Here is a 12423-nt window from a genome sequence, read left to right as displayed (position 1 = left end):
CTACTCCTCCTCACCGGACGACACGCTGTCACCCAAGAGCCAGCGCGGCTCATCGACAAAGAAGTAGACGTAGCGCAGCATGTAGAATTCCTTATCCTGGCCGGTGTAGGGCAAGAGCAGGACCCGCATGGTCTTGGGAGGAGCAACGACCGGGGTAACCGGCTCCTTGAGAAGGCCGGTGAATTTGTCAAAGAGAGCGGCGCGGTACTTCGTCAAGGCGCCGTTCTCTTTTGACGATGAATTGGCGCCTGCAGACTCTTTCCCGCTTTCGGCACAGGCACCGGGATTCTCGGTATCTGGCCCGCAGTTCTCATGGGGCTGATCGGCAACCACGTCCTTTGCTTTGACAGACAGACCGGACGACTCGCTATAGGCCGTCTGAACGGAGACGCATTTCCCGTTGTAACTCTCCGGGCAACTGAAACTGCTTTCATAGGGGTTGAGCAGGGCACATCCGCTCATGAGCAGCATTCCCGCCAGAATCAGTGTTTTCTTCACTTTCCGCCTCCCTTGGCGATCCTTTTAATTTCCAGATTGATTCCCTCGCTGATGACCAGCGTCACCGGCTTCGTGGCGCCGACCTCAATGACCGGCATGGTCTGTTTTGCGAGCTCCATGTAGAACTTCTGGATCTCCTTGAAGCCGCTCGACAGCCCCGAGCCGGCTCCAGACATGGCGATGTCCTTCGGATCAACAGTCTGGGTAGTGCCGAGAGGGCTGACAGCCAGAGTTGTCGCCGATGCCTTGATGGCGTCACCGGCACCGCCAAAGAATCCGGCCAGCATGCTCCTCGCGATCATGGAGCCCATCTTGGCCACGACTCGCCCCCGCAGCCCGATCTTGCCGTCTGCATCCACGACGAATCCTTTGACCTTCTGGTCAACCACTGCCTGTCCCTTGCGGTCGAGGCATGACAGTGAGACCAGCAGCAGTTCGGCCCGCTCGGTGGCAAGGTTCCCCTTGCCGTCGGCAATGACAAAGCACCCTTTGAGATTGGCCTTCACGCTGTTGGGCAGGACCGCTGGAGTCTTGACCCTGAGCAGCACCGGCACCGGGTTACCTTTTGCTTCCGAAGTGGTTGGTGCGTCCAGGCCACTCAGCAGGGTCGCCTCCATAAAGGAAGGAGGCAGATAGACTGAACCTGCTGTTGCGTCTTTTTTTTTATCCTCCGGTTCGACCTTGGCCTGTTTTCCTGTCCCGGTTGATGACACAACGGCGATGTCACCGATCTCGGTTTCCGGTGGTGATGGGAGCTGACCAGCCGCCATCGGCTGCGAGGACGTGGGAGGCGGCGGCAACGGAATGGAACTGGTTTGTGGGATTGGCGGTGGCGGCAGCGGCTGCTTTGCCAGCACGGACCTTCCTGAACCGGCCTTTTGCGCCTGGCCCTGGGCTGATGCGGCAATGCGGGCATCACCCGCTGCGGGAGTTGACGTGCCGGGCTGTATCACGAGAGCTGCCGGCGTCTCTCCTTTTTTTTCACGGGTGATTTCATCGAGCTTCTGCTGGAGTTCGGCAACCTTGTCGTCCCGCTTGGCGATTTCCTTCTGGCTTTCAAGGTACTGCGACTTTTCCAGCAGCTTTGGTTCGATGCTCAGCGGTGCCTGCTTTGCGCTTCTTACCGGCAGAGTCGACTTGCCGCGGTTCATGGCCATGCTCCCGAGCATGAATGTGAGGGCGAAAATGGCTAGGCCGCCCCCCCAGACCATCATTCGTCTCTGGTTGCCGGTCAGACCGTTCCAGTAGGAAAGAAGCTTATTTCTCATCTTCCGCCTCCTGGTCAGCCGGTGCCGGTTGCTGTTTCTGGGCGGTTTCCTGCTTGATCTTCTGGCTTGCACCGGAACTATCCATGACCGGCAGATCGCCAGCCAGCTTCCGCCCTTCCTGCTTTTCCGCCCGCTGCTCCACTACGAATATCCGTGAGGTGTCCCCCTGGCGCAGAATGTGCCGTTCGAGTGCAACCGCCACCGGGTTTTCCGCCAGTTCCGTTCTCAGGAACATCTTCTCGTTCAGCCTGAATTCAGACGGCTCCCCCCTCAAAGTCGCCTCGTACTCCTTGATCCGGAGTCCTTCCCCCTCGATATCCACGGTACGCTTCAGCGTCAGGGCAATTTCCCTGAACATGAGATACCGCTTGTCCTTGCGAACCACGCTGTATGAATCGGGAATGTTCTCGGTGTAGATATCCCGAATGGCGCGAAGCAGCTTTTTCTCGAAGGGGAGCCCGGCATAGAGTGAGAGGTTTTCCTTGATCTTACGTTCCCTGCCTGACGTCAGACGGATAGTCTGGGAGGGAATTCTCTGGGGGAAGGCGATCATGCTGAAGGTTTCATCGCCGCAGACAACGTACAGCTCGGTTGGCGTGGAGGCGTAGGAGAGCTTGTCCCCTTTCTTCGTGACCTTGAACTTCACGAAGGCATCCTTGCCGGTGATCTTGATGGTTACCCCTTTTTCCGTGGAGGTGAGTGCCTCGCGGATCTCGGCCGGGCAGGAGATCCGGTTCAGGTCCGAGCTGGACAGGCGAATGGTGGTCGTTGCCTCGGGCAGTACCACTGTTGGGAATTCACTTTCGACCGGTTTCTCCATAGACTGGTCATCAGTGACTCTTTTTTTCTGGATTGCGGATTGATCAGCCGCGTGGAGTAGTGCCGGAACCAGCAATGCTGCCAGTATCACAACCGTGCTGCGCATCATGCCCCCTTGCTTTCACCTTGGACCGGCTTCTCGTAGAGGCGGACCAGGATGAATTTTCCGTTCTCAATGCGGTACTCGATGAGATAGACCTTCAGGGTATCCTCCGCCTTCTGGTCAACCATGTAGGTCTTCTTGGTGCCGGTGACTTCGAGCCGGCGCTTTTCGGTGTCGTTGATGATCGACTGGATGTAAAAGGCGCTGGAGGCCTTGGTGTTTTCGATTTTGTCGGCCAGCTCGTACAGCTCTTTCCGTGATGTCTGGAACTCGGCCGGGTCATAGACGGCCAGCAGTTCGCTGAACTGGGACCGGGCATTGACCGGGTTGTAGGTCAGGGCCAGATTCAGGATGTAGCGGGCAAACTCCTTGAGGTATTCATCTGAAGCCTTGTCCCCGGAAACCGAGATCTTGGAGTTGACGACCGGGGGCACGAGGATGACCCGCTGACTGTTCAATGCCATGAAGAGACCGGCAGTATTGATAACGACGGCGATGCCGAGCGCCACAACCACGAACTTGAGCAGCCGGTTCTCGGCGAAGATGTTGGAACTTTTCTGCAGAAAAATATCGAGGTTCACTTCGTTGCTCCCTCTGTGGTGGTCATTCCAGGAAATCCTTATCGAAAAACTGCGGGTACCCCTTCATTGGCGCCAGGCCGAGAAAATAGAGCGCATGCCGCAGGAAACCTCGCGGATACTGCCGTTTGAAGCGGCTGTATGCCCACGGAACAATGATCATTGTCAGCCAGAGCCACCCGCCGAATTGCTGGGCCAGAATGAAGCTGGCTGTCATGATTGCCAGGTCGTCGGGCTCGAACCAAAGAACCTGGAACGGCTGGGTCAGGTATTGCGGAAACTTGCGGGTCACATCCGGCTCCGTTCATGGATACAAGGTGGTGAGGGGGGCTTTCGCCCCCCTGCTGTGTCAGATGATCATCCCGAGGGAGGTGACGATCTTGTCCGAGTTGATGACAAGGACCCCTCCAAGGATGCAGAGGACGGCAGGGACCATCTTCTGCTGGATCATGACGACGACGCCGGCAATGATCGACAGGACACCGGCAATGGCACCGAAGGGCCCCTTGAGGATGTTGTTGATGAAGAAGTCGTAGGCCTCGAAACCGAAGGAACCGGCTACCGGGGCAACGAGAGCCATGGCCTGCGATGCCACCAGGGTCACGATCATGGCCACGGCGGTCATCAGAAGTAATTTCCGTTTGTGCATTCATTTCTCCTTTGTGCTGATTTCTTGATGGTGCTGCGGTGACAGTGGTACAGAGTCAGTGCGATTGCGGCTTGCTCACCTCCTTTCCCTTGTCCAGCAGCCCGGATATCCGTTGGATGTCCGCACCATTCACGTGAGCACCTTCGATCCAGAGTGCCGGTGTTCCCCGTATCCCGATCCCGGCAGCGATCTTCTCCATCTCCTCCAGCTGCTGTTGCTGAACGTTGTCGGCGATGGCAATCGGTTTGCCGTCCAGTTGACCGGTAAAGACATCGTGAAACGCCTTGTCCCTGTCAGGCTGGGACAGTATGTAACGGGCCTTTTTTTCGGCGTCGGGATGGATTCTGCGGAGTGGGACGAAATAGACGTAGCGCGTCACATCGGTGCGCTTTGCAAGGAAGTCGTCGACCTTGCGACAGTAAGGGCAGTCTGGATCGGTGAATTCAATAACCTTTTTGGGTCCGCTGCCGATTCTAAGAGCTTTATCGAGGGGGAGACCATTGATTCGTTCTGCGACAACCTTTTCGCGTATTTCAGCGGTCAGATTCTTGCCGTCCTTGGACCAGATCTCTCCGAAGAAAAGATATCCTTCAGGGCTGAAGTAGAATACCTGCTCGCCTGCGGTGATCTCGTAGAGTCCTTTGAGCGGTGATTCTCTGAAACTGTCGATTTTCAGGTTCGGGAAACTCTTCATCAAATTCTCTTTCTCCGTCTTCACGTCGTCGTTCGCCATGGAGAACCCTGCGACCGCGACAAGAAGCAGCATCAGTCCGCCAACCATCATGGTCCTGCCGTTAATGATCTTCACTTCTCCTCCTTTCGATGTTCCACGATTTCCACGCGCCTATTCAGGCGCTTGTCGGTCGAAACAGGGCAGCACTTGCCATTTCCCTCCACAGTCACCACATTAAAGCCATTAGATTTCATTATTCCTGCTACGTGATTCGCTCTCCTGATCGACAACCTCTCGTTGTAGTCATCCGTCCCAATCGTGCAGGTGTAGCCCTTCAGTCCGAACGTGCTCTGCTTCGACAATCCAGCCAACAGCCCATCGAATCTCAAACGCTCATGACCTGACAGCCGTTCACTGTCGAAATCGAACTGCACGGTTGTGAGCCTAATATCTGTCTCAATGGCGCCGTGGGTGGATGACTGAACAGACTTTTTCTCAAGGGAGACTTGCGGCTCCGGTTTTGCCGGGCCGGAAAGCCGCACGGCAAGCTTGGGTTTCACTGGCAGGAGTGAAAGCCGGTGATCAGGGCAGTCGGAACAGACAACGAACTGGTCATCTTGTTTAGCCGGACTTGCATCGAGCGAATAACTGAATGGCCGCTGGCGGATCTCTGCGGCATGGGCTGCCAGAGGAAGAATCAACGCCAGTGCGGTGATGCTGAGCGATTTCATAAGGAGAACAGGCCTCCAGTAGGAGTGTGCTTCATACACATAATCTATAGGGGGGGCAGGTGCGGTCGCCGTCACTGATCTGGGTAACGCGCCAACTCTGGCTCATCTGCTCAAATACGATTCTGTTCAGGAAAGATCGTGGGGGGAAGTGGTTAGGTTACTGGGTGAGTTGGAAACCTCAGGATGCGGAATGAATATTTACATCTTCGGTGATGGTCAGGCCGAAGGGAAGGCGGAGATGAAAAACCTGCTGGGCGGCAATGAAGCCAATCTGGCGGAAATAACCAGTACCGGCCTGCCGGTCCCTCCCGGCATGGGCACCCTCAAAGAAACCGGACATTCCCATGACAAAATTTTTTTTCATACGAACTTTTAGCCAGTTACACGACTTTATCGGGTCAGAGCACAAATTGTACCTGCCCCCCTTATAGATATTAGAGACAGGGAGAAACACCAAGAACGGAGGAAAAGCAATGGAAGCACTTTTGAGGCAGCGTGACCTGATGGAAATCATGAACGTATCGCGTGCAACGCTCTGGAGGATGCTGAGATACCAGGACTTTCCCAAACCGGTCATCCTGATGGGATGCAAACGCTGGAGAACTGAGGAAGTCGCATCGTGGATCGAGGCGCGGAAAAGTGCCTGAGACAAGCATCATTTCAATAACGCCGATTTGGGAGGTCACGGTTGCATGATCATCTTCAACCCATGCTGTTTTCGGACTCCAAGGAATCGCAAGCACCTGACTCATTCCATGAATTGCTGGCGAGCATCGCGGCCAGACCCAAATACCTTCCCGATTGGCCGGAGAGCTACAGAGCGTTACCCAACGAAATTTTGCGGTCGGCGCTATTCAACTGCCGTAACCGGAACCTGCCACGCATGTTCATGAAGGAAGTGGAGATTGCCGTGATTGGCGATGGTCAGGTCATCTATCGAGGGGAAGAGCTTCGGCAGGATGACGAGCTGGTGTGGATGCACTTGATGCACTTGATTAAGAAGAGCCCGCTGGGGGAATGCGTTGAGTTTACCCCCTATTCGTTCATCAAGGCACTCGGATGGCCCATCAAGGGCCAGAGCTATGAGCGGCTTCGGAATTGTCTGAGTCGAATGCAGGCCACAGCGTTGCGCATTCAGTCCAAACGCCTGCACAGCTTCGTCAGCATTTCACTCATCCAGAAGTTCATGTCCAGGAACGAGCGAAACGAGAACCTTACCCGATGGCAGGTGTGGGTCGGCAAAGAGATGCAGTTGCTGTTCGACGAGGAATTTCTCACCAAGGTGATGTGGGATACCAGGCGCTCCTTGCCCGACGGAATTGCCTCAAAACTGTTCGGATACTGGGCCAGCCACCGGAAACCATACCCGGTAAAGGTCGAAACTCTGCTGAAGCTCTGCGGCTCCGGCATGCAGGCAAAGCATTTCAAGGCTGAGTTGAAAAGGGCTCTCGAACTTCTCAAGAAATCAGGCTTTCTGGAAGCGTGGGAGCTTAAGGATGAGCTTGTTGTGGTTGTTCGAAGACATTGACCTATGACCGACCGGACATTGACTTTTGACCGACTGACTATTGACCTATGGCCGACCGGTACTGACTTTTAGCCGACCGGACTATTGACTATTGACCGACCCGAACCATGACTTTTGGCCGACCGCCACTGTCCTGATTTCAATGATCAATCGATTGGTTAGAAGGTTATCAACACCCCGCTAACCTTCTTCTAACCTTTTTTAACCAAAACGCGCGCGTGCGTGAAGGCAAGTGATTGGAGGTAGAGATTGATGAAATGCCCGAATGACAAGCTGATGGAGGTTGTAATTCTTAACCTCCGAAAAAGGGGAATGGCGCTGGTGTCTGACAGGAATGGTTATCGATTGAAGAAGGGAAAGCCAGACCTTTCAGTCATTGAGCAGGCAATAAGAGATCACCACATCAGTATCGCTGAAGACGGAACTGTTTATGTCGCTGGTGAGTACATCCAGACAGGTTGGGACACTGGCAAGATACGCCGCAAAGTGGAAGATCATATCAGGAAGACATCATCAGTTTCAGAGCTGGTTGGTATCGCAGCTAATTTAGGGATCAGTATCTAACATAACTGCAAGTTTACAACTGAATATGCTGCGGCACGGCAACTAGCTAAGAAAGATGGCGAAAGCAAGGCCGGTTATCGGGATTACCCGAAGCCGGCTTTTTTTTATCTGGAGGGTTCCTACATGGACTTTCAGCAAGCTATGTCATGGGTCAAAGAAAATGAGGCGATTATAAAGGGTTACATCGCCAAGTACAGGAATTTTTCACCATATGAAGAATGCGACTATATGCAGGAGGCCTATGAGTCTGCTCTCGTAGCTGCAAGTCGCTACAGCGAGAAGAAGATCAAATTCGAGGCTGCCTTCTGGAAGATATTCCGAAATCAGATCAGTGTCATAACCCCGGCACCGGATATTCTGACCCATGGATCGAATTCAATTCCCTCTCATGTCTGCTGTGACGACCTGGATACCGTAGCTGAAACACGCGCCATAGAAAGTCAGAAGGAACATGATATTGAGATGATATTCCAGTCAGTTAGCCACCACCTTACGGACAAGGAGCAACAGGCCCTTTACTGGGCTCTCGGAATAGGCATGGAAGGAAAGTTGTCTAATTACGAAATTGCTGAACGCCTGGGGTGTGTTGTTTCGAATGTGAGGGAAACCCTTATCAGAGCACTCGACCGGATCAACTCCCTTGTCGAGAGAGGCAGCATCGATCCAAAGCGTTTGTTTGACACTAAGACACCATCGACAAAGGAGGAAAACGATGAACCTGGAGCAGGCCGCACTGCAGTATCAACCAGTACCACTGAAAGCTCTGAAAAGAATGGCTGACGAGGGACTTTTGACCGAGCCCTTGGACGAGAAAGATCAGCACGCCCTGCAACTGCTTTCCAGCATTTGGTCGAATGAATGGTATGTCGCCCGGATGAACATGTCTTTCAAATCAGACAAGAGAGCGCTGATGCTCGCATTCCCGAACTTCGGCAAGATAGAGCGCTATATTCTGTGCTCCTATCTCCCGAAAGAGCACGGACCCAGGTATAGAGTCTCGGTGCGCGATGTTGCCAATAACCTCCGCACCTATTTCCACATCGAGTACCCGGAGTTCAAAATCAAACGTATCCGCCAGATTGCCTACAACATGTTGCGAAGCTGCAGGGGAGAGAGTCGGAGACTGTACCTTTCCTTGACGGCTTTGGAACGTCAGTCGATGGAAAAACAGCGCAGTAAATCTGTCAAATAATCCAATTAACAAACTTTTCTAAGGAAAAGTCTTTATAGAAAAGTTTGTATTACAACAGGAGGCTGCAATGAAAGTTGAAGATATCGAAGAACTGCTCAACAGCCGGATCATCGAAGCGTATTCAAGAGGGTTCAGTGTTGTTGAAATCACCAGGGCGCTGAGGAAAACAACCGTAGATTCGGTCTACAAACTGCTGCGAGATACCGGCCGCATCCCAGCTATGAAAAGAAGCGAGTACCGCCGTCAATACGATATCGACCAGAAGTTGACAACCGCGTGCCGGCGAAAGGGTTTATCCTTTGGACGATGGTGCCTCGGATGGAGGCTTGATCCGTATGTGACAGTTGCTGAACTGAAATCTGCTCCAGACAAAGTGAACGAGAGTGCTGCTCATATGGCATTGAAGAGAGATTTCCCGGACATCTATCTCAGGCTGTACGATGGATCAAAGATCAAATCGGAAAAAGAGAGGAAATACCGGTCCAAGCCTGCTTCTCTAATGATCGAATGGAGTTCGGAGCGGAAATCGTTTTTAGCGACTGTCCCGGAATGTCCAGGCATCGAAGCCAGTGGCAAGAACTGGGATGATGTTTTCTACGCCATAAAATCGGTGCATCTGATGCACGAATATGTAAAACGAATTGACTGGCTTCTCAACAGATCTGGCGATGGGTTTTATCCGGCCAGTGGAGTCGAATAGTCACATCTCCGTATTTGCGCCAAATTTGGTACCAAGTTTGTTACCAAATATGCGCCAAGTTCCGGAGGTGGCAAATTTGTCACCAAATATATCCCCATATTTGCCACCGCTACCTGCCCCCCCTATAGATATTTTGTATGGAGGCGTACTTGCCTTACAAAACTTTTGGGGGTTGATATGAATGTGCTGGTGTGTGATCTCGGGTTTTCTTCGGCCAAGTGGATTTACGGGGAGCGCAAGGGAAGGATCATTTCTGCGTTCAGCTACAACGGCGACAATCTGCTGATCGGAGAAGATTCCCTGATGGCGTCGGGCTCTTCCTATTTGAAAACGATGGAAGAGCTTGTGCGCTACTATCCGGTATTTGCGGAACAATGCCTGAAGCAGGCGGGCTGTGAGGGGGACATTCTCCTTGCCGTCGGGCTGCCGTACTCCTATTGGCAGGAGCAGCACAAGCCGGGCGGCGTCGTGCCGGCCTTGGCCAAGTCTCTGACCGACGGAGCAATCAAGGATGTGGCGGTGTTCCCGCAGGGGCTGGGCGGCTTGCGGGATTATCTCGATGGACTTCCGGAGCGCCCGACCGGCAATGTTCTCGGTATTGATATCGGCTTCAACACCATCATCTTCACCCTGTTCTCACCACAGAAAAAGCAGATCATCCATGGCAAGACCCTCAACAAACGTGGCGTTCACCAGATGGCTACCAGCTTTCTGCTGCCACGGATCAAGAATCTCGCTCCATCAGGGACCTTCACCCCTGTGGAAATCGCTTTCCTGATCGAGAAGGGCTATTTGCAGTACGGCTTCGAACGGCACGATGTCACCCGGGAGATCCAGGAAGCCGGCGTTGCGTATATCGAGCACATCATCCGTGACATTCAGGGTGAGTTGCAGGCCCATGTCGGCATGCATGCCGATTTTGATCGTGTTCTGCTGTTCGGTGGTGGAGCTGCATTCCTGAAGAACGGCCTGCCAACCAGAAACATCGAGGTTATTGTTCTGCCTGAACCGGAATATGCTAATGCCAGGGGATTCCAAACGCTCGCCTTTGCCAAGGGGGTGTAAAGTGCCCTTGTACTCGCTCAAGCTTTCCACCTATGATCCCGAAATCATCAACGCTTTTGAACGGCTGCGCAAAAACAGAAAGCAGGCGACGTTTACTCACGAAGCGATCAAGCAATTCCTTGCGACGGAACGGGGAAAGCAGGTGCTGGCCAATATGGATGGGGGCACATCAGATCTGCAATCGCCAGTTCTTACTTCCATGTCGGTTATGAAGCCTGCCGACAAGCCGCCGGATGAATCGATAGTTCCCAAAAGTGCTTCCGCATTCCTTCAGGACGTTGATTGCAGCGATGTTTTGAACAGCATCCTTGAGTAAGACAGTGTCCTTGTTCGCGCTTCACTCCAAGCAATAACTCTACAAAAGCATCTTTAACTTTATAGAATTTGCATTCTGTGGTATGTATTATCAAGAAACTGACAATTCATGGGGATGCCGATGGCGCTTAACTTGAAAAAATTACCGATCCTGTTCCTCTCGGATTCGACAACATCGGTTGCGATCAGCCGCGAAGCGAAGGCCGGGCGCATCAGGAAGATCGGACCACGACTCTATACGTCCAACACCAGTGACGATCCGGCATACATCATTCGGCAAAACTGGCTGCAGGCGTTGACATTGCTGTTTCCGGGCTGCGTCGTCAGCAACCGGACAGCACTCGAAAGCCGGGTTTCGCCTGCCGGCCGCGTGTATGTAACAGGCGAGTACGCACGAACTCTCGAATTACATGGAACCAAATTCGTTCAGGTTAAAGGTGCTCCACCGGCAGAAGGTGATACGCCATTGTTAGGCATTTTCATGGCATCGCGTGCGCGCGCCTTACTGGAAAACCTGACGCCCTCCCGGGAGCGAAGTGGCGGTGAACTGAAGAACCTCCCCAGGGAAATGATCGAACGCCGACTTGCTGAGCTGTTGAACGTCGAAAAGGAAGATTCTCTCAACAGGCTGCGAGACCAAGCTCGTCAGATAGCTCCGTTGTTAGGACTGGAGAGGGAGTTCGAAGAACTGGACAACCTAATAGGGACATTACTGAGAACCCGTAAGGCAACTCTTGCTGATCCGGTAGCAAAAGCTCATCAATTGGGTACCCCGTATGATCCCCATGCGTTGGAAAGAGTTGAAAAGCTCTGGTCTGTCCTCGCTTCGATGCCACACAATTATCGCCCTACTAGCGCCGGAACCGGAACCCCTTTTTATACGGTTTCATTCTTTGATGCTTACTTTTCGAATTACATCGAGGGTACCCGATTCAAGGTCGACGAGGCAAAGGAAATTGTAGACTCAGGAGTGATCCCTGCAATACGTCCAGCAGACGGCCATGACATTCTTGGTACGTATCGAGTCGTCAGCAGTTTGGAAAATATGACAAGAACGCCAAATAGCCCTGAAGAGCTTATCGAACTGCTTCACTCAAGACATGCCGACATCATGGTGGGAAGACCGGATAAGCGCCCGGGTGAATTGAAGGAAGAAGTTAATTATGCAGGCGCCACTCGTTTTGTTGACCCGAATCTGGTTAGAGGGACCCTTTTACAAGGTTTCAGCTTGTATAAGTCACTAGAACACCCATTCTCCCGGGCTCTATTGATTATGTTTCTCGTTGCTGAAGTACACCCATTTGACGATGGTAACGGCAGGGCCGCCCGGGCAATGATGAATTCCGAACTGGTTGCCGCAAAAGAAACACGAATAATCATCCCTTCGGTTTTCAGAAACGAGTATGTAGCTTCGCTCAAGAGATTGACCAATCACTTGCAACCGGAGTCATTCATAAGTGTGATGTCATTTGCACAGGATTTTGTATCCAGGATTTCATTCGACAGCTATGCCACAGCACGGATACAAATGGAAGAGTGCAATGCCTTCGATGATCCGGCGGACGACAAGAGATTGCTTCTACTGGTTAGTGCGAGAATAAGATAATAATTGGGGTGTCACCTGTTGGGATTGAAGGGATAGCAAGGGAATGGATGTTTTTCGAGGGGAATTGCGGTTGAGAACGAGTGCCGTCTTACATACGATTGTAGAGAACGGTTAACACATCCCTGAATTTGCCA

The 12423-nt window shown here is 52.7% G+C and carries 18 protein-coding genes; 10 read left to right on the top strand and 8 right to left on the bottom strand.

What is annotated here, in order from left to right; genetic code table 11:
- The 8 genes from QMN23_RS08035 to QMN23_RS08000 all read right to left on the bottom strand — a co-directional run bounded on the left by QMN23_RS08035 (position 1) and on the right by QMN23_RS08000 (position 5319).
- Positions 1–498 carry a TraV family lipoprotein gene (locus tag QMN23_RS08035; protein ID WP_282003248.1) on the bottom strand — a complete coding sequence of 166 codons (498 nt, stop codon included), beginning with the start codon at positions 496–498 and terminating at the stop codon, positions 1–3.
- The gene (locus tag QMN23_RS08030; RefSeq protein ID WP_282003246.1) at positions 495–1649 is read right to left on the bottom strand and encodes a TraB/VirB10 family protein; all 1155 of its coding nucleotides are present in this window, start codon (positions 1647–1649) and stop codon (positions 495–497) included. Before QMN23_RS08030 ends, QMN23_RS08035 begins: the two co-directional genes overlap by 4 nt.
- Positions 1650–1755: 106 nt before the next feature.
- On the bottom strand, positions 1756–2586 hold the full coding sequence (locus tag QMN23_RS08025) for a type-F conjugative transfer system secretin TraK (protein WP_432613101.1): 831 nt from the start codon (positions 2584–2586) through the stop codon (positions 1756–1758).
- Between the two features lie 104 nt (positions 2587–2690).
- Positions 2691–3269 (bottom strand): type IV conjugative transfer system protein TraE, encoded by a 579-nt coding sequence (locus QMN23_RS08020; protein ID WP_282003244.1) that lies wholly within the window; start codon positions 3267–3269, stop codon positions 2691–2693.
- Positions 3270–3291: 22 nt separating this feature from the next.
- Positions 3292–3558, bottom strand: a complete 267-nt coding sequence (locus QMN23_RS08015; RefSeq protein ID WP_108103972.1) for a type IV conjugative transfer system protein TraL — start codon at positions 3556–3558, stop codon at positions 3292–3294.
- A 57-nt stretch (positions 3559–3615) separates the two neighbouring features.
- On the bottom strand, positions 3616–3915 hold the full coding sequence (locus QMN23_RS08010; protein ID WP_214184463.1) for a hypothetical protein: 300 nt from the start codon (positions 3913–3915) through the stop codon (positions 3616–3618).
- A 55-nt stretch (positions 3916–3970) separates the two neighbouring features.
- The gene (locus QMN23_RS08005; RefSeq protein ID WP_282003242.1) at positions 3971–4723 is read right to left on the bottom strand and encodes a DsbC family protein; all 753 of its coding nucleotides are present in this window, start codon (positions 4721–4723) and stop codon (positions 3971–3973) included.
- A complete protein-coding gene (locus tag QMN23_RS08000; RefSeq protein ID WP_282003240.1) occupies positions 4720–5319 on the bottom strand; it encodes an OmpA family protein in 600 nt (199 codons plus the stop codon). The genes QMN23_RS08005 and QMN23_RS08000 overlap by 4 nt, the downstream gene beginning before the upstream one ends.
- A gap of 190 nt (positions 5320–5509) precedes the next feature.
- Between QMN23_RS08000 and QMN23_RS07995 the strand changes: the two genes are divergently transcribed.
- The 10 genes from QMN23_RS07995 (at position 5510) to QMN23_RS07950 (ending at position 12289) form a co-directional block, all read left to right on the top strand.
- A complete protein-coding gene (locus tag QMN23_RS07995) occupies positions 5510–5695 on the top strand; it encodes a hypothetical protein (RefSeq protein ID WP_282003238.1) in 186 nt (61 codons plus the stop codon).
- Positions 5696–5792: 97 nt separating this feature from the next.
- Positions 5793–5966, top strand: coding sequence for a helix-turn-helix transcriptional regulator (locus QMN23_RS07990; RefSeq protein ID WP_108103968.1), 174 nt, complete (start codon positions 5793–5795; stop codon positions 5964–5966).
- 41 nt (positions 5967–6007) lie between these two features.
- A complete protein-coding gene (trfA, locus tag QMN23_RS07985) occupies positions 6008–6847 on the top strand; it encodes a plasmid replication initiator TrfA (RefSeq protein ID WP_282003236.1) in 840 nt (279 codons plus the stop codon).
- Between the two features lie 252 nt (positions 6848–7099).
- Entirely contained in the window at positions 7100–7411 is a 312-nt protein-coding gene (locus QMN23_RS07980) for a hypothetical protein (RefSeq protein ID WP_282003235.1), read from the top strand.
- Between the two features lie 123 nt (positions 7412–7534).
- On the top strand, positions 7535–8191 hold the full coding sequence (locus QMN23_RS07975) for a sigma-70 family RNA polymerase sigma factor (protein WP_282003234.1): 657 nt from the start codon (positions 7535–7537) through the stop codon (positions 8189–8191).
- Complete coding sequence (locus tag QMN23_RS07970; RefSeq protein WP_282003233.1) at positions 8124–8603, top strand: hypothetical protein; 480 nt, start codon at positions 8124–8126, stop codon at positions 8601–8603. Before QMN23_RS07975 ends, QMN23_RS07970 begins: the two co-directional genes overlap by 68 nt.
- A 67-nt stretch (positions 8604–8670) precedes the next feature.
- Positions 8671–9303 (top strand): hypothetical protein, encoded by a 633-nt coding sequence (locus QMN23_RS07965; protein ID WP_282003231.1) that lies wholly within the window; start codon positions 8671–8673, stop codon positions 9301–9303.
- Between the two features lie 177 nt (positions 9304–9480).
- The gene (locus QMN23_RS07960) at positions 9481–10368 is read left to right on the top strand and encodes a ParM/StbA family protein (protein ID WP_282003229.1); all 888 of its coding nucleotides are present in this window, start codon (positions 9481–9483) and stop codon (positions 10366–10368) included.
- Position 10369: 1 nt separating this feature from the next.
- Entirely contained in the window at positions 10370–10684 is a 315-nt protein-coding gene (locus tag QMN23_RS07955; protein WP_282003228.1) for a hypothetical protein, read from the top strand.
- Positions 10685–10792: 108 nt separating this feature from the next.
- Positions 10793–12289 (top strand): Fic family protein, encoded by a 1497-nt coding sequence (locus QMN23_RS07950; protein WP_282003226.1) that lies wholly within the window; start codon positions 10793–10795, stop codon positions 12287–12289.
- Positions 12290–12423 lie beyond the last annotated feature (134 nt).

Origin of the sequence: Geotalea uraniireducens (genome assembly GCF_027943965.1) — a bacterium.
GTDB classification, from domain to species: Bacteria; Desulfobacterota; Desulfuromonadia; order Geobacterales; family Geobacteraceae; genus Geobacter; species Geobacter uraniireducens.
This window is presented reverse-complemented; position numbering and strand designations above follow the sequence as displayed.